The following is a 20,325-nucleotide window of genomic DNA, read 5'->3' as shown; positions in this document are numbered from 1 at the left end:
CCCGCGGGCGTCGTGCCGGCCCCCGACCGATGTCAGGCGGCCGGTACGGCGTCCAGCAGCGCGGCGATCCCCTCGGTGTCGGGCAGGCCCAGGCGCAGGCTGCTCTCCCTGGCCCGCTCCAGGCAGCCGCGGGCAGCGGTGAAGTCGCCGAGGTCCGTCCAGATCCTTCCCAGCACCACGAGACACTGTGCGACGTCCCGGGCGGCCCCCGCCTCCTCCAGCGCCGCCAGCGACTCCCGCGCGTGCTCCAGTGCCGTCCGCCGGCTCCCCAGGGCCCGCAGACTGTCGGCCATCCGGAAGCGAGCCTGGGCGGTGTGGCTGCGCAGGCCCGCGTTCCGGGAGACGGTGAGGCAGTCGTTGAAGGCGGTGACTGCCTCCTCGTAGCGGCACAGCGCGTGCAGGGCCAGACCCAGCACGTAGTGGGTGAAGGCTCGTACGACGTCGTCGGGGCGGGACCGAAGCCCGCGCAGGACCGATTCGCAGGCGGAGACGGCCTCGGCGGCCTGCCCGCCGCGCACCCGGGCGAGTGCCGCGTTGACGGTCGTCACCAGTTCGCCCGAGCGGTGTCCCAGGGCGCGGGCGAGTGCGATCGCCTCGTCGTAGTGGCCGACGGCTTCGCCGGGGCGCCCCAGGTAGGAGGTGATCAGCCCGAGGTCGTTGGCCGCCTGGCGCAGGACGACCAGGTCGTCGCTCTCCCGGCACGCCCGCGCCGCGGCACGTGCCTGCGCCTCGGCCCGCACCGGCTCCCCCGCCGCCAGGTGATAGGTACCGAGCAGGAACCGTGCCCGGCCCTCGGTGCGGCGGTCCTGGAGACCCACGGCCGCCTCCGCCAGCCGCCGCACGGTCGGCAGCCCCTCCCCCAGCCGCGGATCGGGGCCGAACGGCGACAGCGCGATCAGCAGGTCCACGGCCCGCCGGAGAGCCGGTACACCGTCCGCGCCGGGCCGTGCCGCCGGGTCGGTCGCACCGTCCGGCCGGTCCACCGGGCGGCCGGGGCCGAGGATGCCGTCGGCGATCCGGCCGGCGAGGGTGAGCGCGGCCTCGCTCTCGTCCACCGCCCACCGTCGGGCGGACCTGGAATCGGCGAAGGCCCGCCCCGCGGTGCCCGTCTCCGCGAGGGCCCCGCCGACGGGGTCGTCGGGGACCGCCCACCGGAACGCCTCGCGAGCCGTGGCGAGGAGGAAGTCGAGCTGACGATGCCTCACGGCAACCGTCTCGCCCGGGTGTTCCGTCCGGGACTTCTGCCGGGCGAACAGCCGCAGCAGGTCGTGAAATCGGTAGCGCCCGGGATGCGGTGCCTGGAGGACGGCCAGATCGACGAGGGACTCCAGCAGGTCCTCCGCGTCGGGCTCCGGCACTCCGAGGACCGCGGCCGCCGTGGACACCGCGACGACGGGGCCCTCCAGGAGCGCCGCCTGCCGGAAGGCCCTCGCCTGGTCGGACGTCAGTTGCCGGTAGCCCAGCTCGAACGTGGCCCGTACCGCGAGGTCGCCGGTGCGCAGCTCGTCGATGCGCCGGTGCTCGGCCCGGAGCCGCTCGCCGAGCGTGCCGATGCTCCAGCCGGGACGCGCCGACAGCCGGGCGGCCACGACGCGTACGGCCAACGGGAGGTGCCCACAGGCGTCGAGCACCTCCCGGGCGGCGACGGGCTCGGCGTCGACGCGCCGCCGGTCCGTGGTGCGCGCCAGCATCCGCAGCGCCTCGACCGGGGTCAGCACGTCGAGATCCCGTTGGAAGCAGGCGGGCAGAGAGCTCAGCCGGGTCCTGCTGGTGATCACCACGGCACAGCCCGGCGTGCCCGGCAGCAGCGGCCGCACCTGGGCGGCGTCGTGCGCGTCGTCCAGGACGAGAAGCAGGCGTCTGCCGTCGACGGCGGAGCGGAACAGGGCGGACCGGGCCGCGAGCGCCTCGGGCAGGGACCCCGGGTCGGTGCCCAGGGCCATGAGGAAGTCGGCGAGGACCGTCTCGGCGGGCACCGGACGGCCGGCGTTGCCCCGCAGGTCGGCGTAGAGCTGACCGTCGGGGAAGGAGCGGCGCACCCGGTGGGCCGTCTGCACGGCGAGGGAGGTCTTGCCCACGCCGCCCATGCCCGACAAGGCGACGACCGCCGGCGCGGGCCGGTCCTGCTCGGTGAGCGCCCCGGCGAGCCCGGCCAGGAGTTCCTCACGGCCCGTGAAGTCCGGCAGGGCGGGGGGAAGCTGGGCGGGCGGGGGCGGCAGCGGCCGGAGGCCGGGCGCGGCTCCGTCGTGGTCGTCGTCGGACCGGCCCCGCTCCGGTGCGGCGGGCTCCGCCGGGGCACCGGTCAGGATGTTCTGGTGCAGTGCGGCCAGTTCCGGGCCCGGTTCGACACCCAGTTCGTCGACGAGGATCTCGCGGGCGTGCCGGAACGCGGCGAGGGCGTCGGCCCGCCTGCCCTCCCGGTGGAGCGCCTCCATGAGCAGGGCGTGGGAGCGTTCACGCAGCGGATCGGCGGCCACCAGTTCGGTCAGGTCCCGGACGCACTGTTCGGTGCGGCCTCCGCGCAGGTCCAGGGTGATCCGCTGTTCCGACAGGTCCAGCCACAGCCCGCGCAGGCGCTGCCGCTGGCGCTCGGCGAACGGGCCGGGCACACCGAGGAGGGGTTCGCCGCGCCACAGGTCCTGCGCCTGCCGCAGCAGGGTGCGGGCCGCGTCCGACTCGCCGCGTCGCAGTGCGCGCCCGGCGTCGGCGATCAGGCGCTCGGCCACCAGCGCGTCCACGCGGTCGTCGGGGACGGCCAGTTCGTAGCCGTCCCCGCGGGCGACGAGCACGGAGGGACCGGCGGGATCCGGCTCCAGCAGCTTGCGCCAGCGCCACGCGTAGGTGCGGATGGTGTTCATGGGGCGACCGGGCGGGCGGTCGCCCCACAGCGCCTCCAGCAGGTCGCACGCGGTCGCGGTCTTGTTCCGGCTGAGCAGGAGCACCGCGAGCATCGCCTGCTGCTGGGGAGGCCCGGCGGCGAGGACGTCCGCTCCGCGATGCACGCCCAGAGGTCCGAGCACCGAGAACCGATGTATCGCCACGCACGCCTCCCGAAGGCCCTGCCGGGCCTTCCTCCGGCCCCGAGGGCGCAGAGCCTACCGACGCTCGCGACCGACTCCAACGCGCTACCGGCACGGGCGGGTCGGTCACGGAGAGTTCCGGGGCGCAGGAGGCGAGGGAGTGTGCCGTGGGGTGCGCCACAGAGACGGGGCCGGCCGAATACCGCCGGAGCGACCTGTCTCGGACACGGGCGCGAGGGGTCAGCCGACCGGCAGCGCGCTGCTCTCCTGCGAGGGGACCGTGCCGAGCACTGTACGTGCGACGTCCTCCAGCGATGCGAGCAGCGGGTTCGGGTCGTCGGCGCGCGTGACGAGCACCACCTGGCAGGGATCGGTGTCGGTGACGGGAACCAGGGCGATGTCCTCGTGTACCGCGGCGCGCCGATCGCCGGCAGGGAAGAGCGCGACGCAGTGGCCGGTGGCGACGAGCTCCAGCTTGTCCTCGAAGCTGTCGTCGACGGCGGGCTGAAGTGGCGCCGGCCGGCCGCCGGCCGGCCTGGGAGTGCTCCAGACAACCGGGGTGCTGACGCAGGCCACCAGTTCCTCGTCCGCCAGGGCCCGCAGGCTGACCACCTTCTCGTTCGCCAGAGGATGGCTCGTCGATGTGACGAGCACCCGCGGTTCCTCATGGAGCGTGGTCACCCGGAAGCCGTGCGTGGGGAAGGGCAGGGGTTCGTACGCGATGAGGGCATCGACCCGTCCCTCGGTGAGAGCGCGCGTGTCCCGCCAGTCGAGGTGCCGGGTGCGGACCTGGCCTTCAGGATGCCGGCGGCGCAGTTCCCGCATACAGGCGGTGATGAACAGTCCTTCGGCGCAGCCGACGATGACGGTACGAGGGCGCACGGCGGCTCTGGCCGTGCGAGCGGCTCGCTCGGCGTCATGGAGCAGGATCCGGGCCCGGGGAAGGAACGCCCGACCGGCGTCGGTGAGGCTGCTGCCCTGCGGCGAGCGGTCGAAAAGCCGGACACCGAGCTGAGCTTCCAGTCGCTGGATCTGGCGGCTGAGCGACGGCTGCGCCAGGTGCAGCCTGGTGGCGGCCCGGCCGAAGTTGCCGTACTCCGCCACGACCGTGAAATAGCGCACGAGCCGCAGATCGACGTCCATCCGCCCAGCCTACGTCGCGCGCTGTCATGCGCCGGGCGCATGACGGCATACGGAACGGGTCTTGGACAAGGTGTGCCGGTGGCTATTTGGCTTGAGGGCATGACCACTTACGACGGCAAGAAGATCGTGATCACGGGCGGAAGCAGCGGTATCGGCCTGGCTGCCGCCCGGTTGTTCGCGGACGGTGGGGCGCACGTACTGATCACCGGCCGCACCCGATCCACCCTGGACACCGCGCTGGAGCAACTGGGTGACAAGGCGATAGCCGTTCGCAGCGACGCCGCCTCCCTGAAGCAGATCAGGGCGCTGGCCGACACGGTCCAGGAGCGGTTCGGCACGGTGGACGCGCTGTTCGTCAACGCCGGCGTCACCGCGTCCGCGCCGTTCGACTCGACGACGGAGGAGATGTACGACGCGCTGTTCGACATCAACACCAAGGGCCCGTACTTCACGGTGCAGGCGCTGGCGTCGCTGATGCGCGAGGGAAGCGGCGTGGTCCTCACCACGTCGGTGGTGAACGTCCTGGGCCTCGACGCGCTCAGTGTCTACTCGGCGAGCAAAGCGGCCCTGCGGTCGATGACGCGCACTCTGGCCCGCGAGCTGCTGCCGCGCAAGGTGCGTGTCAACGCGGTGAGCCCCGGCCCGACCGACACGGGCGTCCTGGACCGCTCCGTCCCCGCCGGTGTCGCCGAGACGGTGAAGGAGACCTATCGGAGCACCATCCCGATGCAGCGGCTGGGGACGTCCGAGGAAGTGGCCGCCGCGGTGGCGTACTTGGCGTTCGGCGCGACCTTCTCGACGGGCACGGAGTTCCCTGTCGACGGAGGGGCGTCGCAGCTCTAGGCCGTGTCCTGACGTCGCGTCGTCGCCCGAGGGGCGGGCGGGACTTCGAAGACAGGCCCCGGTGGCGTCCAGGGCGCGTGCCCTGGCACCAGCGGGTCCGTGGTGACGCGGGGGTGGACGCCGAGCCCCCGCAGCACCACCCCGCCGAGCACCCGGCGGCTGCGGCGGCGGGCCCCGACACGCGTGGTCCGCCGCCCGGACGGGGCGTCAGATGCGGCACACGCCCCGCTCGTAGTCGACCGTGGCGGTCTCCTTCGAGTAGGTCCACTGAGGACTCAGCAACCGCGCGTCGAGCTGCTGGGCCGCGCCGGGACTCTCCACGATGTACCCGAAGTCCTGCAACCACGCCGGGTAGAGGTTCTTCGATCCGATGTAGAAGGCCGAGCCGTCGACCGAGACCAGCTTGTGGTGCTGGGCGTAGGGATGCCCGTCCGCCCAGCGCGCGCTCGGGGAGCTGCGGAAGGCCGCGAGCTGGAGGTTGGAGCAGAGAGCCGCCCTGGCGCTGGTCTCGTCACCGGTGATCCGGGCGAGTCGGTCGCGCAGCACGTCGCTGACCTCGGAGAGGGACTTGATCTGCGAGTAGCCTCCGCTTCCGACGGCGCCACGGTTGGCGGGGTCGCTGACGACGATCCGCACCTTCACGCCGTCGGCGAGCTTGGTGGCGAGAGCGTCGTAGACGCGGGTGTCGTAGCGGGGCAGCGGCGGGCAGGTCCCGTTGAGGTCCTGCTGTGAGATCTCGATGTGCCGGGTCGCGCTGGAGATCAGCGACCGCAGGGCGCTCTCCTCGGGGTTGACCGTGTCGTAGGCGCGGTCCCCGTTGGTGTTGTCGTGCAGGCCGACCACGCACCGGGTGTCGGAGGTGGCGGGCAGGGCCGGTCGCCAGGCCGAGGCGGGGTCGGAGTCCTCGATGCCCACGCCGAGTCCGCCGACCGCGATCACCGGCACGTCGCCGGTGGCCGGGACGGCGCGGGGGTTCGTGTCCTGCTCCATGCCGGCCATGCAGTCCGATCCGCCCGAGGCGGCGTACCACACGTTGGCGACGTTGGCCTTGTTGCGGCAGGTCCAGCCCCACAGCTGGTCCAGGTAGCGCCCGGCCGTCCCGGCGGCGGGGCCGGTCAGGGCGAGGTCGACGTCGCTGACCGGATGGTCGGTGTCGAGGTAGTCGCCCTTCCAGTCGTTGACGCCGCCGGTGACCACGGACTCGCCGTCCACGACGAGGAGTTTGGAGTGGTTCCAGGAGAGGGCGGTCTTCGACGTGGTCATCGAGGCGACGTTCAGCGTGATGGCGTCGGCGGCCGGCCCCAGCTTGTCGCGCAGGTCGTCCCGGTACTTCGAGGGCAGCACGGTCATGTGGTAGACCGGAGCGGCTCCGACCAGGACCCTGACCTTGAGCCGGTGCCCGGAGGCCACGGACGACTTCAGGCCCGCGACGATGGCGTCCTGGAAGGCGCCGTCCGGGAAGGGGGCGAGACTGGAGATGTCGACGGTCCGCGTCGCCCGCGAGATGTTCTCGGTCATCCTGGCCAGCAGTCGCTCGGTACCGACGCGGTCCCGGCAGCCGGCGTCACCCCAGCAGCCGGGCGTCTGGAGCAGCCAGCCGCCGGGATCGTCCGCCCCGGCGTCGAGCCGGTTGCCGGCCGTCCGCTCCCACACATGCCCTTCGAGGCCGGGCGAGACCTCACGCAACGTGCGCTCCACGGCGTCGAGATGAGGAGTCGCCGCGTCGGCGGCGGTGGCGGGCGAGGCGGGCAGCACGGTCAGGGCGAGAGCGGTGATGAGGGCGGCCCGAGCCGGACGGGATAAGCGAGACGAAATGATCATCTACCGAAATTACCAGGTGAGAAGCCATGTCTCCGGCCACGGCGACACCTCATCGGGAAGGCGTGGACCGGTACGGCACCTGATGTGCCGACCATGCGCACGGTCATCAACGCATCCGACGAACCTCGCCGCCCGGGGGAGCCGTCGTACGCGAAATCGCCGGCCACGGTTCCCTGACAACCGCTCAGCGCCACCTGCACCCGGACACCACGAGACCACGGCCGCCGGTGCGGCACTCTCACGCACACCTCGGCGCGCCGCGCGCCCCTGCCCCAGAAATGGTCAGGGCCGGTTTCGGATGCCTCCGAAACCGGCCCTGACCTGCGACTGTCTCCAGTCGGGACGACAGGATTTGAACCTGCGACCCCTTGACCCCCAGTCAAGTGCGCTACCAAGCTGCGCCACGTCCCGATGCGCTGACTCGCGGTGAACCGCGTGATCGCGCGAAGAGAACTTTACCGCACGTGCGGGGGTGCGCCGAAAGGGGCTCGGGGTCGGGCAGGGGGAGAATCGGCGGCATGACGAATGCGGGTGGCACCGAGGGGCGGGATCGGGACGCGGAGGGGCGGGCCCGCAGTGCGCGGCCGCGGGACGGGCTCGGGCGGCCGTTGCCGTACGGCGTGGAGGGGGTGCCGCGGCAGCCGGAGGGTGTCGTCAGGGCGCCGCGCGAGACGGTCGCCGAGGCTCAGGCGCTGCTCGACGCGGGCAGGCCGTTCCACGCGCACGAGGTGTTCGAGGACGCCTGGAAGTCGGGGCCCGAGGACGAGCGGGCACTGTGGCGGGGGCTGGCCCAGCTGGCCGTGGGGCTCACCCACGCGGCCCGGGGCAACGCGGTCGGCGGGGCCCGGCTGCTGCGGCGCGGCGCGGGCGCGGTCGAGGAGTGGGAGCGCGGCAGGGGCGAGGACCGGCCGTACGGGATGGATCTCGCCGGGGTCGTCCGGTGGGCGCGGGAACTGGCCGGGCGGGTGGAGGCGACGGGTGGCCCCGTGGACGCCCTGGTGGAGGCGCCCCGGCTCGGCCCCTGAGCGCCGCGCGCTGGCGGCCCGCGCGGGACGGTGGGCGCGTTGTCGGTGGCGTGCGGCAGACTCGGTGGCGTGCGAGAGATTCATGTCATCGGTATCGGCGCGGGCGACCCAGGGCAGCTGACCCTCCAGGCGGTGGGGGCGCTGCGCGACACGGACGTGTTCTTCCTGCTCGACAAGGGCGAGGAGAAGAGCGATCTCACCCGGCTGCGCCTGGACATGCTGGGCGCGCACCTGCCCGAGGGGTCCTACCGGGTGGTCGAGGCCCGGGACCCGGAGCGGGACCGCGAGGCGGGCGGGTCCGCGTACCCGTCGGCCGTCGGGGACTGGCGCGGCGCCCGCGCCGGTGTCTACGAGCGGATGATCGCCGAGGAGCTGGGCGACGACGAGACCGGCGCGTTCCTGGTGTGGGGGGACCCCGCGCTGTACGACAGCACGATCGGGATCCTGGACGAGGTGCTGGCGCGGGGCGCGGTCGCGTTCGAGTACGACGTGGTGCCCGGTGTCAACAGCGTCTCCGCGCTGGTCGCCCGACACCGCACCGGCCTGAACCGGGTCGCCCGGCCCGTGCAGATCACCACCGGGCGGCGGCTCGCCGAGGGCTTCCCGGAAGGGGTGGACGACGTGGTGGTGATGCTCGACGCCCAGCAGGCGTTCCGGCGCTACGCGGACGAGGACATCGACATCTACTGGGGCGCCTACATCGGCACCCCGGACGAGATCCTCCTCTCCGGGCCCCTCGCCGAGACGGCCCCCGAGATCGAGCGGGTGCGGGCCCAGGCCCGGGAACGCAAGGGGTGGATCATGGACACGTATCTGCTGCGACGGAACCCCGGGGCGCGGTGACCCGGTTCGGACACCCGGTTCGGACATCTTGGGCGCGGTGACAGGTCCGGGCGGTCACCCCGTCGGACTTCGACGCGGTGCGCCCGCGGCGGTCCCCCTTCGTCGGCGCCGTGAACGGGCCGCGCGCGAGGACGTCTTCGGAGTGCGGGGCGGCGGAGAGCCGCGTCCCGAGCGGCGGCCTCTCGGTACGGTCAACGGCTGGGCGGCCGGGGATGGTTCCCGTGCCGGATGTGACCTTTCGCCCGGCCGATCGCCCTGTCGCGGCGCACCGCGGACCCTCCATACTCCAGATACCTGATCGATCCACGGCCCGAGGAGCACGGTGAACACAGCGGCGGCGGCAGGCACTTGGAAGCTCGGGGACCTGGAGGTGAGCCGGGTCGGCTACGGCGCGATGCGGCTGACGGGCAACGGAATGATGGGGAACTCCGACGGCGCGCCGATCGACCGCGCCGCGGCCGTCGCCCTGCTGCACCGCGCGTTCGAGCTGGGGGTCGACCACATCGACACGGCCGCCTTCTACTTCTCGCCGCTGCGCTCCGCGAACGAGCTGATCAACCGCGCCCTCGCCGGCCGGCACGGGGATGTGGTCGTGGCGACCAAGGTCGGACCGGGACGGGACGCCGGTGGTGCGTGGCTCCCCATGGCGCGTCCCGACCAGTTGCGCGGCCAGGTCGAGGAGAATCTTCGCCAGCTCGGCCGGGACCACCTGGACGTGGTGAACCTGCGCCGCAACGGCCCCGGCATGGACTCGATCGCCGAACACTTCGGCGCCCTGGCCGAGTTGCGCCGGGCGGGCCTGATCCGGCACCTCGGGCTCTCGAACGTCCGCCCGGAGCATGTGACCGAGGCCCTGGCGATCGCGCCCGTGGTCTGTGTGCAGAACTCCTACGGACTCGACTGGCGCCGCGCCGACGAGACCGGACTGGTGGACCTCTGCGGGGAGATGGGAATCGCCTTCGTGCCCTACTTCGCCATCTCCGGTCTGCGGCGCGAGGCGCCCGCGCAGCAGCGGCACGACGCGCGCGTCCGTTCCGTCGCCCGCGCGCACGGGGCGACGGATGCCCAGGTCCGGCTCGCCTGGACCCTCCATCGCGGGCCGCACGTGCTCGCCATCCCCGGCACCACCGACCCGGCCCACCTCGCGGAGAACGTCGGGGCTGCGGCCCTGCGGCTGAGCGGGGAGGAACTGGCCCTGCTCGACGCGCCGGCTGCTCGTACGTCCAGCGGAACGGGCGAGATGTGAGTGATGTCACCCGGGTGCCGCCCAACCGGCGCGATACCGAAGGGGACATGAAGCGCTACCCTGCGATCGGCGACGTGGCCGAAGGGACCAGGGGATCCGGTCGGCCGCGAGCAGGGCACAGCGCAACAGCGTTCGGGGGGATCGTGAGCAACGAAATCTACTTCAACAGCAATCACAGAGACCTGTGCGTCGAGCAGGGCACGGGGGCGGGTTTCCAGTTCGAGTTCTCGTGCGCACGCTGCTACGACACCTGGCGCTCGCCTTTCGAACCCTTCCGCGCCGGCCAGGTCGCGGGCTGGGTCTCCAAGGGTGTCAACGCGGTCTGGTCGATGATCGGCGGCACTGCCACGCGCGGGGTGTCCGACGCCGCCGACGGACTCGCCGGCGCCAGCTACGGCAATCAGAGGGACGCCGCCTTCAGCCGTGCCATCGGCAACGCCGAGCACCACTTCAACCGCTGCCCGCGGTGTACCGGCTATGTCTGCGCCCGCTGCTGGAACGCCGGTCAGGGCTTGTGCCTGAACTGCTCCCCCGACACCGCCGCCGAGGCCCAGGCGGCTCAGCAGCGCGGTCTGAACGACATGGTCAGCCAGCGTGCCTACGACGCGGGCCAGCAGCGTGGCAACGCCTACGACATCTCCACACCCCGTCAGCTGGTCTGCCCCCAGTGCCGCGCGGAGACCCGCGGCGGTGCCTTCTGCCCCGGCTGCGGCCATCACCTCGCGCAGAGTCCCGCCTGCGCCTCGTGCCGTACCGAGTTGCCCTCCGGCGCGGCGTTCTGCCCCTCCTGCGGTACGCGCACCTGACCCTGTCCACCCGTGGGAGCGGTGACCGCGCCGGATCGTCCGTCGCACTCCGACTCGTCGACGTCTTCGTCCGATCCGGACGCGGCCCGCTGCCCGGGGGACGGGGGACGGAACCCCAGCCCACCAGGAGCTGTGCTCCCGCCCACCACGCCGACCGCGACGGCCGCAACGGCCGCCCCAGGATGGGCCAGCGGGCGTGCCGCCGGCAGGTGAGGCGGAGACGACCGACGCCGCGCACGAGCACCGGTCCCGCGTCCAGGCACCCCGGGACGTCAGCCCGTGTACCGCGTCCGCAGCTCCCGCTTGAGCACCTTCATGCTCGGGCCGAGCGGCAGTTCCTCGGCGAACTCCACGCGCCGCGGGTACTTGTGGCGGCCCAGGTGCTCCTTGGACCACTCGATGACGCCGGCGGCGTCGGGAGCGCCGGTCCGCGCCGGGACGACGATCGCGCAGACCTCCTCGCCGTGCAGCTCGTCGGGCAGGCCGATGACGGCGACCTGGGCGATGCCGGGGTGCCGTACCAGGACCTCCTCGACCTCGCGCGGGTAGACGTTGTAGCCGCCGCGGATGATGACGTCCTTCTTGCGGTCCACGATCGTGAGGAAGCCCTGCTCGTCCTTGGTGCCGAGGTCGCCGGTGCGGAACCAGCCGTCGACCAGGGCCTCGGCGGTGGCCTCCGGGCGGCCGAGGTAGCCGGAGAAGACGTTGTGGCCGCGGATGACGACCTCGCCCAGCTCGCCGGACGGCAGCAGTTCGATCCGGCCCTCCACCTCGGCGCGCGCGATCTCCACGTCGACGCCCCACAGCGGGTGGCCGATGGTGCCGGCCCTGGTGCCGAAGTCCGGCTGGTTGACGGTGGCCGTCGGCGAGGTCTCCGACAGCCCGTACCCCTCGTAGATCCGCGCGCCGAACGCGGCCTCGAACCGTTCGAGGACGGCGACGGGCAGCGAGGCGCCGCCGGAGATGCACACCCGCAGCTCGGGCAGTACGTCGGCGTCCGCCGCGGCCGCCGCGAGCGCGACGAACATGGTGGGCACGCCGTGGAAGGTGTTGATGCCCTCCTTGACCATCAGCTCTATCGCGCGGGCCGCGTCGAACCTGGGCAGCAGCACGAGCGTGGCGCCCGCCCGCCAGGTGGAGTTGAGCGAGACGGTCTGCCCGAACGCGTGGAAGAGGGGCAGCGCGCCGAGGGCGATGTCGTCGGGCCGGACGTCGTTGGCGTCGAAGGCGCAGACGGTCGCGTTCATCACCAGGTTGAAGTGGCTGAGCACGGCGCCCTTGGGGACGCCGGTGGTACCGCTGGTGTAGAGGATCACGGCCGGGTCGTCGGCGGCCCGGGTGGCGTACGTCGTCGGCGGCTCGGCCGCGGCGGCGAGCGCGTCGAACTCCGCGCCCAGGGTGACCGCCCGGACGCCGAGGGCGTCGGCCGCGGCCCGGCCGGCGACGGCCTGCGCCGGGTGGACCAGGAGCAGTGTGGCGCCGCTGTCCCTGAGGACGTGCTCGATCTCGCCCGCGGACAGCAGCAGATGGACGGGGACGACGACACCGCCGGCCGCGGCGACGGCGTAGTAGGCGAGCGGGAACTCCACGGTGTTCGGGGCCATGAGGGCGACCCGGTCGCCCGGCCGTACCCCGAGGCCGGTGAGCGCGCCCGCCTGGGCCAGCGCCGCCTGCCACGCGTCGCCGAAGCTCAGCCGCCGCTCCCCTTCCACGAGTGCGGTGCGGGCGGGACGGCGCCTGGCGTTCTCGGCCAGGATGGCGGCGACGGACAGGGTTGCCATGGAGTGCGGCTCCGTTTCCTTGCTGCGGTTCGGCGCGCCGAACCGGTCGTACGGTCGTTCCCGCGGCGGGAATCCCCCGTCGTCACAAGAGGGATTCCCGCGCCGGATGGTTGCTAGTGCCTCTCGACCAGCACCGCGCTGCCCTGGCCCACGCCCACGCACATGGTGGCGAGGCCGCGCTCGGCGCCGGTGCGGCGCATGCGGTGCAGCAGGGTGGTCAGGATGCGGGCGCCCGAGGAGCCGAGGGGGTGGCCCAGCGCGAGGGCGCCGCCGGTCGGGTTGACCAGGTCGGGGTCGATGCCGAGCTGGTCGACGCAGGCGAGGGCCTGGGCGGCGAACGCCTCGTTGAACTCGGCCTCCTGGAGGTCACCGATCTCCCAGCCGGCCCGTGCGAGCACCTTGCGGGTGGCGGGCACCGGTCCGATGCCCATGACGTCGGGGTGGACACCCGCGGAGGCACCGGCGACATAGCGGCCGAGCGACTCCAGCCCCAGTTCGCCGAGGGCCTCCTCACTGACCAGGAGCAGTCCGGCGGCGCCGTCGTTCATCGGCGAGGTGTTGCCCGCGGTGACCGTACCGCCCGCGCGGTAGACGGGCTTGAGGCGGGCCAGCTTCTCCAGGGAGGTGTCCTCGCGGATGCACTCGTCCTGCTCGACCACGATGCCGTCGGGGCGTTCGACGGGCAGGATCTCGTCCGCGAACAGGCCGTTCTTGCGTGCGGCGGCGGCGAGTCGGTGGCTGCGCAGCGCGAACTCGTCCTGCCGCTCACGGGAGATGCCGTACCGGGTGGCGACCTCCTCGGCGGTCTCGCCCATGGCGAGCACGCCGTGCAGGTCCTTCATGGCGGGGTTGGTCAGGCGCCAGCCGAGCCGGGTGTCGAAGGTCTCCATCCGGTGCGGCAGTGCCTCGTCGGGGCGGGGCAGCACGAAGGGGGCGCGGCTCATGGACTCGGAGCCGCCGGCGATCACGATGTCGGCCTCGCCCGCGGCGACGGCGCGGGCGGCCGTGGTGACGGCTTCGAGGCCGGAGGCGCACAGGCGGTTGACGGTGGCGCCGGGCACGGACTCGGGCAGGCCCGCGAGCAGGGCCGCCATCCGGGCGACGTTGCGGTTGTCCTCGCCGGCCTGGTTGGCGGCGCCCCAGTACACGTCGTCGATCCGGGCGGGGTCGAGCGTGGGCACCTCGGCGACCAGCCGGCGGATCACGGCCGCCGCGAGATCGTCGGGCCGGACGGACGAGAGGGCGCCGCGCAGCTTGCCGATGGGGGTACGGCGGGCTGCCGCGAAGTGGACGGGACGCACGGCTTCGACTCCTGACCTACGACGGTGTGGATCAGCGGACCGGAACAACTCTTAATTAGCACTGCTAGTTTTGGACTATAGACCCAGGAGCGGCTCCCTGGGAAGATCCCCCCGAACCGTACCGAGGCCGTTGGAGGAGAGATGCCCCACGTTCGCGCGCACGTCGTCGACGGCACCCACGGCGAGATCGCCGTCCGGGAATGGCGGCATCCCGCGCCCCGCTTCCTCGCCCTGCTGGTGCACGGGTACGGCGAGCACGCGGGCCGGTACGACGGGCTCGCCGCCGTCCTCACCGGACTCGGGGCCGCCGTGTACGCGCCCGACCACATGGGACACGGCCGGTCGGCCGGCGAGCGGGTGCTGATCGAGGACTTCGAGGACGTGGTCGCCGATGTGCGCTCCGTGGCCGATCTCGCCCGCGCCGCGCACCCGGGGCTGCCGCTGGTCCTGGCCGGACACTCCATGGGCGGGCTGATCGCGGCCCGCTACGCGCAGCTGCACCGTTCGGAACTGGCCGCGCTGATCCTTTCCGGGCCGGTGATCGGCGCCTGGGAGCTGCCGGGGCGGCTGCTGGCGCTGCCGGAGATCCCGGACACCCCGATCAGCCCGAGCGCGCTCTCCCGCGATCCGGCGGTGGGCGCCGCGTACGCCGCCGATCCGCTGGTCTGGCACGGGCCGATGAAGCGGCCCACCCTCCAGGCGTTCGCGCGGACCCTGGACGCCGTCGCGGAGGGCGGCGACGTGGACGGGCTGCCGGTGCTGTGGCTGCACGGGGACGACGACCGGCTGGTGCCGCTGCCCGGCAGCCGCCCCGGCGTCGAACGGCTCGCCGGCGGCGACCTCACCGAGCGGATCTTCCCCGGGGCGCGGCACGAGGTGTTCCACGAGACGGTGAAGGACGAGGCGTTCGCGGAGGTGACGCGGTTCCTGGACCGCGCGCTGGCTCAGCGGGGCCGGGCACCGGCCCGCTGAGCAGGGCTGTTTGCGTCCCCCGACGCGGGGCACCCGCCCTTGCGGACGAGATCGTACGACGCTCAGGCAAGTCGTACGACGCTGACGAAAGGGGACGTAAGCACCATGACCGTGGTGAAGAGCACGCTGTCCGAGAAGGCTCTCGGGGTCACCGCGCCCGCGCTCCAGGACACCCTGGTGGATCTGCTCGGTCTGTCGCTGATCGGGAAGCAGGCGCACTGGAACATCGTCGGTCCCCGGTTCCGCTCGATCCACCTCCAGCTGGACGAGGTCGTGGCGACGGCTCGTGCCCACTCCGACACGGTCGCCGAACGCGCCGCCGCCCTGGGCGTGTCGCCGGACGGCCGGCCCGAGACGATCGCGGCGACCCTCGCGCTGCCCGGGACCAAGGACGGCTGGCTGCGGGACACCGAGGTGGTCGAGCTGATGGTCTCGGCCCTGGAGGCGGCCGTCGGACGGCTGCGCGAGCGGATCACGGCCACCGAGGAGGCCGATCCGGTGACGCAGGACCTGCTGATCTCCATCACCGCCGATCTGGAGAAGGAACGCTGGATGTTCGCGGCGGAGAACCAGGCGCACTGAGCACCGGCCGCGCGGCGACGCGCGGCGGCCCGTCGACTCGCAGGGAAAGGGGAGCCCCATGGCCGACGCCCTGGAGACCGAGGCGCTGTGGGCGGATTTCCACCGCGTGGTGAACATGACCTCGGCGGAGCTCGCGGCCTGGCTCAGGGTCCGCGACGCCGAGGAGCGCACGGAGCCGCCGCCCGGCGAGCCGGGCGGCGCGACCGGCCGGCAGGTCCTCGCGATCCTCCACAAGCGCCGCGCCGATCTCACCGACGACGACGTCCGCGTGATGTACGAGGTCGTCGACACCGTCGGCGACCTGGTGGACACGGCGGACGAGCCGGAACCGGAGCGGGCACCGGAGGACGACACCCCGCGGCGGCACCGGCTGATGACGCTGGGCCACGATCCGCTCAAGCCGTAGCGGCCGCGAGGGAGTGACGCGATGGACCGGGACGAACGCGTCGTACGGGAGCTGGTGTCCGGGTACGGGCGCACCTACGCCGAGGAGGCGGGGATCCGACTGGCGGACACCCCGCAGCCGCTGTACCGGCTGCTGGTGCTGTCGCTGCTGCTGAGCGCCCGGATCCGGGCCTCGGTTGCGGTGGCCGCCGCCCGCGCCCTGCACGAGGACCGGCTGGACAGTCCGCGCCGGATGGCCGGCGCGGACCGGCAGCGGCGGGTCGACGCGCTGGGCCGGGGCGGCTACCGGCGCTACGACGAACGGACCGCGACCCAGCTCGGCGACGGCGCCCGGCTGTTGAGCGAGCGCTGGGGCGGGGACCTGCGCCGGCTGCGCGAGGAGGCGCACGGCGACACCGGGGAGCTTAAACGGCTGCTCCAGCAGGAACCGGGGATCGGTCCGGCCGGCGCCGACATCTTCCTGCGCGAGGCGCAGCGCGTCTGGCCGGAAGTCGGCCCCCGTCTGGACGGCAAGGCGCTGGACGGCGCGGGCCGGCTCGGCCTGCCGAGGGACCCGGAGAAGCTGACGGAGCTGGCCGGGGACACCGAACCCGCCGTGCTGGCCGCCGCGTTGGTGCGGGCGGCGCTCGACCGGCACGTGGCCGAGGACTGCCTCCAGCGCACCGCGTGATCGTGTCAGACTGCTCTGCGTTCGTTCCGAGCGAAGGGCAGCACATGACGGGGACCGAGCCGATCACGCCGTACATCGACACCGCACGACCGCATCCGGCACGGGTGTACGACTGGTTCCTCGGCGGTAAGGACAACTACCCCGTCGACGAGGAACTGGGCCGCAGGATCGCGGCCATCGACGACGGTGCCCCGCGCGGGGCACGCGCCAACCGGGCGTTCATGCGCCGGGCCACCCGGGTGCTGGCCGAGGACGGCATCCGCCAGTTCCTGGACATCGGCACCGGCATACCCACCGAGCCCAATCTGCACCAGATCGCCCAGTCGGTGGCGCCGGACGCGCGGGTGGTCTACGCCGACAACGATCCGATCGTGCTGGCCCACGCGGGGGCGCTGCTGCGCGGCACCCCGGAGGGGGTGACGGAGTACATCCAGGCCGACGCCCGCGAGCCCCGGTCGATCCTCGAACGGGCCGCCGGGATACTGGACCTCGACCGCCCGGTCGCCCTCTCGCTGATCGCCCTGCTGCACTTCGTCGCCGACGAGGACGGCCCCCAGGAGATGGTCGCGACGCTCATGGAGGCGCTGGCGCCGGGCAGTTGCCTGGTGCTGTCGATGATGACGGGCGACTTCGAACCCGAGAACGTACGGAAGGGCATCGCCGCCTACGCCGCGGGCGGGGTGACCCTGGTCGCCCGCTCCCGGGACGAGGTGGGCGCCTTCTTCGAGGGACTCGAACTGCTGGAGCCGGGGGTCGTACCGGTGGCCGAGTGGCGTCCCGACGAGCCCCCGGACGGCGACCGGCCCATCTCGCTGTACGGCGCGGTGGCCCGCAAACCGGTGAGCTGATCCGCCGGCCCGCGGCCCCGGCTACAGTCCGAGGACCCGGGAGATCGTTCGCAGCACACCGTTCTCGTCGTTGGACGGAGCCAGGTGGCGGGCGCGCGCCATGACGTCCGGGTGGGCGTTGGACATGGCGAAGGACCACCGCGCCGCGTCCATCATCTCCAGGTCGTTGAGGTAGTCGCCGAAGACCATGGTCTGTGCCGGGGTGATGCCCAGGGTCCGCTGGAGGGCGCGCAGCGCGGTGCCCTTGTTGGCGGTGCGGGCCATCACGTCGACCCAGTGTTCGCCGGAGACCACGACCTGGTGGGTGCCGGCGAACGGGGCGAGCGCGGGAGCGGCGGAGCGTTCGGCGGAGTGGAAGTCGAAGACCGCGACCTTGATGAAGTCGTCGTCCACCGCGGTGACGTCGTCGACGACGCGGTGTTCGACGTAGTAGCGGCGCACCTCCGCGAGGAAGGCCTCGTCGCTCCGCTCCACGTAGGCCGCCCGCTTGCCGCAGACCACGGCGCCCGCGTCGCCGCCCGCCGCGTTGAGCCGTCGTACCGCCCCGGCGATCCGCGCGGCGACCGTGGGCTCCAGCGGGTCGGAGCTGAGTTCGACGCCGTCGCGGACCACGTAGGTGCCGTTCTCCGCGATGAAGACCATGCCCTCGGCGACGTCCGCGAACTGCCGGGCCAGCGTGGCGTACTGGCGGCCGCTCGCGGGGCTGAACAGCACCCCGCGCCCGCGCAGTTCGGCGAGCATCGGCCACAGGCCGGCCGGGATCCGCTTGTCGCTGTCGAGCAGGGTGCCGTCCATGTCGGTGACGATCAGCCGGATGTCCGCGGGGCCCGCCGGCAGGCCGGGCGCGTCGAGGAGGGGCGTGGGTATGGCGGGCATGTCCTGCTTCCGGCCGGGGTCAGGGTACCCGTCCAGTGTCCCTCATGAGGGAGAACGTCCCCGGGCCGCCCCGAACCGCCGACGGTGCGTGGTTCCCGGGACAGCGCGATCACCCGGCGGCACAATGTCGGCGGGCACCCGCACGGAAGAGGGGCGATGGACGTGACCGACGGTGACGCCGTGACCACCGGAGCGCAGCCGGACACGCGCAGGGCGTACGACGGTTCCCGGACGTGGGCACCGGCCTGCCGACCGCGGCGAACACCCACGAGATCGCCCGGCGCCTCGTCCCCGGGTCCCGGGCCGGGTACGTCGGCGACGACCCGATCGTGCCGGTGCGCGCCCGCTCGCCGCTCACCGGTTCCCCCGAGGGCGTCACGGACCACGTGGACGCCGATGTGCACGGCCCCGGCACCGTCCTGCGGCGCGCCGCCGACCCGCTCGGCCCGGAGCGGCCGGTCGAGCCGGTGACGCCGGGCACCCTCCGCCTCGTCCTGGACACCGGTGCGGGCCGCGGCGCGGTGGAGCCGGGCCCGGTGCCCCGCTCGCGGTGGTGCGCCGGGGCCGGGTGCCGCGCCGGTCCCGCGGTCCGGCGCGGCCGCCGTGCGGCGCTGACGGCCACGGGGCGAGCGGCGGCGGGACACCGGCCCGCTCGCCCGCCCTCCCACCGGGCGCACCCGAAGACGAACCCCCACCCGAACCGAACGCCCCCACCGGGCCCCGCCCGCCAAGGAGACGTATGACCACTCTCGCCGACCCCGTGCCCGGCGGCCGTCCCGCCGATCTGCGTCGGGTCGCCGCCCTCACCGCCACGCTGGCCGCGCAGGAGGTGCGCGGCGTCGTCCTCGCGTACGTGGACACGGCGGGCGTCACCCGGGTGAAGACCGTCCCCACGGCCCGGCTGGAGGCCGCCGTCTCCTGGGGCGTCGGCATGTCCCCGGTGTTCGACACCTTCCTGGCCGACGACTCGATCGTCAGCACCGAGGTGCTCGGCTCCCCCGACGGCGACCTCAGGCTCTACCCCGACCTGGACCATCTGGTGGCCCTGGCCGGGCAGCCCGGCTGGGCGTGGGCGCCGGTGGACCGGATCACGCAGGAGGGCGAGCGGCACCCCGGCTGTGCCCGCACCTTCCTGCGCCGCACGGTCACCGAGGCGGCCGAGCGGCACGGGCTGGCCTTCAAGACCGCGTTCGAGATCGAGTGGGCCCTCGGGCTCGGCTCGGCGCCCGCCGGGGAGTTCGTGCCGGCGGTGTCCGGACCGGCGTACGGCGCGATCCGCCAGGTGGAACTGAGCGACTACCTCGCCGACCTGCTGGGCGCGCTCGAAGCCCAGGACGTGGACGTCGACCAGGTCCATCCCGAGTACGCGGCGGGGCAGTTCGAGCTGTCGGCGGGCGCCCTCGATCCGGTCGCGGCGGCCGACCGCAGCATGCTGGTGCGCCAGACGATCCGGGCGGTCGCCCAGCGGCACGGGCTGCGGGTGTCGTTCTCCCCGGCGGTCCTCGCCGGGAGCGTCGGCAACGGCGGCCATGTGCACCTGTCCTGCTGGCGCGACGGCGTCAACCTGCACGCGGGCGGCGAGCGCCGGTACGGCCTGACACCCGACGCGGAGTCCTTCGCGGCCGGGATCCTCGCGCACCTGCCCGCGCTGACCGCGATCACCGCGCCCAGCCCCGCCAGCTATCTGCGGCTGCGGCCCTCCCAGTGGGCCGGCGTCTTCACCGCGTGGGGCCGCGAGACCCGGGAGGCGGCGCTGCGGCTGGTCACCGGCAGCGCGGGCCGGCAGCGGCTGGAGGCCAACCTGGAGGTGAAACCCGTCGACCTGGCCGCCAACCCGTACCTGGTGCTCGGCTGCCTGATCGCCGCGGGCCTCGACGGACTGGCGGCCGGGCGCCCGCTGCCCGAGGAGATCACCGGCGACCCGGCACGCTACGACGCGGACGAGGAGGCGAAGCTCGGCGTACGGCGTCTGCCGGCCACGCTGCCGGAGGCGGTCGCGGAGTTCCGCGCGGACGAGGTGCTGCGGGCCGCGCTCGGGCCGGTCCTCGCGGACGCGGTGAGCGCCGTACGGCTCGGTGAGGCGGCCGCCGCCGAGGGACTGGACGACGCGCGGGTCGCGGCGGCCTACCGCTGGGCGTACTGA

17 protein-coding genes, 1 tRNA gene and 1 pseudogene are annotated in these 20,325 nt (G+C 73.4%); 12 read left to right on the top strand and 7 right to left on the bottom strand.

The annotated features are described in order from the left end of the window. Positions 1 to 32 precede the first annotated feature (32 nt). Both VT52_RS24275 and VT52_RS24270 read right to left on the bottom strand, forming a co-directional pair. Positions 33 to 3,041, bottom strand: coding sequence for an AfsR/SARP family transcriptional regulator (locus VT52_RS24275; protein WP_240509860.1), 3,009 nt, complete (start codon positions 3,039 to 3,041; stop codon positions 33 to 35). 219 nt (positions 3,042 to 3,260) lie between these two features. Continuing rightward, positions 3,261 to 4,163 carry a LysR family transcriptional regulator gene (locus tag VT52_RS24270; RefSeq protein ID WP_046420917.1) on the bottom strand — a complete coding sequence of 301 codons (903 nt, stop codon included), beginning with the start codon at positions 4,161 to 4,163 and terminating at the stop codon, positions 3,261 to 3,263. A 99-nt stretch (positions 4,164 to 4,262) separates the two neighbouring features. On the opposite strand from VT52_RS24270, the gene VT52_RS24265 reads away from it, so the two are divergent. Next, complete coding sequence (locus VT52_RS24265; protein ID WP_046420916.1) at positions 4,263 to 5,006, top strand: SDR family oxidoreductase; 744 nt, start codon at positions 4,263 to 4,265, stop codon at positions 5,004 to 5,006. Positions 5,007 to 5,213: 207 nt separating this feature from the next. Here VT52_RS24265 and VT52_RS24260 read toward each other — a convergent pair whose 3' ends face one another. Both VT52_RS24260 and VT52_RS24255 read right to left on the bottom strand, forming a co-directional pair. Next, positions 5,214 to 6,827, bottom strand: a complete 1,614-nt coding sequence (locus VT52_RS24260; RefSeq protein ID WP_046420913.1) for a phospholipase D-like domain-containing protein — start codon at positions 6,825 to 6,827, stop codon at positions 5,214 to 5,216. Between the two features lie 337 nt (positions 6,828 to 7,164). Beyond that, a tRNA-Pro gene (locus VT52_RS24255) sits at positions 7,165 to 7,238 on the bottom strand. A gap of 107 nt (positions 7,239 to 7,345) precedes the next feature. Between VT52_RS24255 and VT52_RS24250 the strand changes: the two genes are divergently transcribed. The 4 genes from VT52_RS24250 to VT52_RS24235 all read left to right on the top strand — a co-directional run bounded on the left by VT52_RS24250 (position 7,346) and on the right by VT52_RS24235 (position 10,747). Beyond that, a complete protein-coding gene (locus tag VT52_RS24250; RefSeq protein ID WP_046420911.1) occupies positions 7,346 to 7,852 on the top strand; it encodes a DUF309 domain-containing protein in 507 nt (168 codons plus the stop codon). Between the two features lie 69 nt (positions 7,853 to 7,921). After that, complete coding sequence (gene cobF / locus VT52_RS24245) at positions 7,922 to 8,695, top strand: precorrin-6A synthase (deacetylating) (protein ID WP_046420945.1); 774 nt, start codon at positions 7,922 to 7,924, stop codon at positions 8,693 to 8,695. 322 nt (positions 8,696 to 9,017) lie between these two features. Continuing rightward, positions 9,018 to 9,941 (top strand): aldo/keto reductase, encoded by a 924-nt coding sequence (locus tag VT52_RS24240; protein WP_046420909.1) that lies wholly within the window; start codon positions 9,018 to 9,020, stop codon positions 9,939 to 9,941. A 143-nt stretch (positions 9,942 to 10,084) separates the two neighbouring features. Further along, positions 10,085 to 10,747, top strand: a complete 663-nt coding sequence (locus VT52_RS24235; RefSeq protein WP_046420908.1) for a double zinc ribbon domain-containing protein — start codon at positions 10,085 to 10,087, stop codon at positions 10,745 to 10,747. A 272-nt stretch (positions 10,748 to 11,019) separates the two neighbouring features. Here VT52_RS24235 and VT52_RS24230 read toward each other — a convergent pair whose 3' ends face one another. Both VT52_RS24230 and VT52_RS24225 read right to left on the bottom strand, forming a co-directional pair. Further along, positions 11,020 to 12,528 (bottom strand): long-chain-fatty-acid--CoA ligase, encoded by a 1,509-nt coding sequence (locus VT52_RS24230; protein WP_046420906.1) that lies wholly within the window; start codon positions 12,526 to 12,528, stop codon positions 11,020 to 11,022. Positions 12,529 to 12,641: 113 nt separating this feature from the next. Further along, the gene (locus VT52_RS24225; protein WP_046420903.1) at positions 12,642 to 13,829 is read right to left on the bottom strand and encodes a thiolase family protein; all 1,188 of its coding nucleotides are present in this window, start codon (positions 13,827 to 13,829) and stop codon (positions 12,642 to 12,644) included. A gap of 141 nt (positions 13,830 to 13,970) precedes the next feature. On the opposite strand from VT52_RS24225, the gene VT52_RS24220 reads away from it, so the two are divergent. From VT52_RS24220 to VT52_RS24200, 5 genes are all read left to right on the top strand, one after another. Continuing rightward, positions 13,971 to 14,801 carry an alpha/beta hydrolase gene (locus tag VT52_RS24220; protein ID WP_046420901.1) on the top strand — a complete coding sequence of 277 codons (831 nt, stop codon included), beginning with the start codon at positions 13,971 to 13,973 and terminating at the stop codon, positions 14,799 to 14,801. 105 nt (positions 14,802 to 14,906) lie between these two features. Beyond that, a complete protein-coding gene (locus VT52_RS24215) occupies positions 14,907 to 15,383 on the top strand; it encodes a Dps family protein (RefSeq protein ID WP_046420898.1) in 477 nt (158 codons plus the stop codon). Between the two features lie 58 nt (positions 15,384 to 15,441). Continuing rightward, positions 15,442 to 15,789: a DUF3140 domain-containing protein gene (locus tag VT52_RS24210; protein ID WP_046420896.1), complete on the top strand. Its 348-nt coding sequence runs from the start codon at positions 15,442 to 15,444 to the stop codon at positions 15,787 to 15,789. Between the two features lie 21 nt (positions 15,790 to 15,810). Next, positions 15,811 to 16,458, top strand: coding sequence for an endonuclease (locus VT52_RS24205; protein WP_046420893.1), 648 nt, complete (start codon positions 15,811 to 15,813; stop codon positions 16,456 to 16,458). A 44-nt stretch (positions 16,459 to 16,502) separates the two neighbouring features. After that, complete coding sequence (locus tag VT52_RS24200) at positions 16,503 to 17,306, top strand: SAM-dependent methyltransferase (protein WP_046420891.1); 804 nt, start codon at positions 16,503 to 16,505, stop codon at positions 17,304 to 17,306. 21 nt (positions 17,307 to 17,327) lie between these two features. On the opposite strand, the gene VT52_RS24195 is transcribed toward VT52_RS24200, so the two are convergent. Next, positions 17,328 to 18,182: a Cof-type HAD-IIB family hydrolase gene (locus VT52_RS24195; protein ID WP_046420889.1), complete on the bottom strand. Its 855-nt coding sequence runs from the start codon at positions 18,180 to 18,182 to the stop codon at positions 17,328 to 17,330. A 215-nt stretch (positions 18,183 to 18,397) separates the two neighbouring features. On the opposite strand from VT52_RS24195, the pseudogene VT52_RS24190 reads away from it, so the two are divergent. Further along, a pseudogene (locus tag VT52_RS24190) lies at positions 18,398 to 18,925 on the top strand (SAM-dependent methyltransferase); the annotation flags it as partial. Further along, positions 18,922 to 20,325 (top strand): glutamine synthetase family protein, encoded by a 1,404-nt coding sequence (locus VT52_RS24185; protein ID WP_046420886.1) that lies wholly within the window; start codon positions 18,922 to 18,924, stop codon positions 20,323 to 20,325. The pseudogene VT52_RS24190 and the gene VT52_RS24185, both read left to right, overlap by 4 nt.

The organism is Streptomyces malaysiense (assembly GCF_000980885.2).
Taxonomy (GTDB): domain Bacteria; phylum Actinomycetota; class Actinomycetes; order Streptomycetales; family Streptomycetaceae; genus Streptomyces; species Streptomyces malaysiense.
Note: the sequence above shows the minus strand (reverse complement) of the source record. Positions and strands in the feature narration are given on the sequence as shown.

What these genes read in the sequence shown, in the direction of transcription:
- VT52_RS24195 (WP_046420889.1), bottom strand. Translation starts at nt 18,182, where the DNA reads ATGCCCGCCATACCCACGCCCCTCCTCGACGCGCCCGGCCTGCCGGCG.
- VT52_RS24220 (WP_046420901.1), top strand. Translation starts at nt 13,971, where the DNA reads ATGCCCCACGTTCGCGCGCACGTCGTCGACGGCACCCACGGCGAGATC.
- VT52_RS24250 (WP_046420911.1), top strand. Translation starts at nt 7,346, where the DNA reads ATGACGAATGCGGGTGGCACCGAGGGGCGGGATCGGGACGCGGAGGGG.
- VT52_RS24215 (WP_046420898.1), top strand. Translation starts at nt 14,907, where the DNA reads ATGACCGTGGTGAAGAGCACGCTGTCCGAGAAGGCTCTCGGGGTCACC.
- VT52_RS24200 (WP_046420891.1), top strand. Translation starts at nt 16,503, where the DNA reads ATGACGGGGACCGAGCCGATCACGCCGTACATCGACACCGCACGACCG.
- VT52_RS24260 (WP_046420913.1), bottom strand. Translation starts at nt 6,827, where the DNA reads ATGATCATTTCGTCTCGCTTATCCCGTCCGGCTCGGGCCGCCCTCATC.
- VT52_RS24270 (WP_046420917.1), bottom strand. Translation starts at nt 4,163, where the DNA reads ATGGACGTCGATCTGCGGCTCGTGCGCTATTTCACGGTCGTGGCGGAG.
- VT52_RS24185 (WP_046420886.1), top strand. Translation starts at nt 18,922, where the DNA reads ATGACCACTCTCGCCGACCCCGTGCCCGGCGGCCGTCCCGCCGATCTG.
- VT52_RS24210 (WP_046420896.1), top strand. Translation starts at nt 15,442, where the DNA reads ATGGCCGACGCCCTGGAGACCGAGGCGCTGTGGGCGGATTTCCACCGC.
- VT52_RS24205 (WP_046420893.1), top strand. Translation starts at nt 15,811, where the DNA reads ATGGACCGGGACGAACGCGTCGTACGGGAGCTGGTGTCCGGGTACGGG.
- VT52_RS24265 (WP_046420916.1), top strand. Translation starts at nt 4,263, where the DNA reads ATGACCACTTACGACGGCAAGAAGATCGTGATCACGGGCGGAAGCAGC.
- VT52_RS24230 (WP_046420906.1), bottom strand. Translation starts at nt 12,528, where the DNA reads ATGGCAACCCTGTCCGTCGCCGCCATCCTGGCCGAGAACGCCAGGCGC.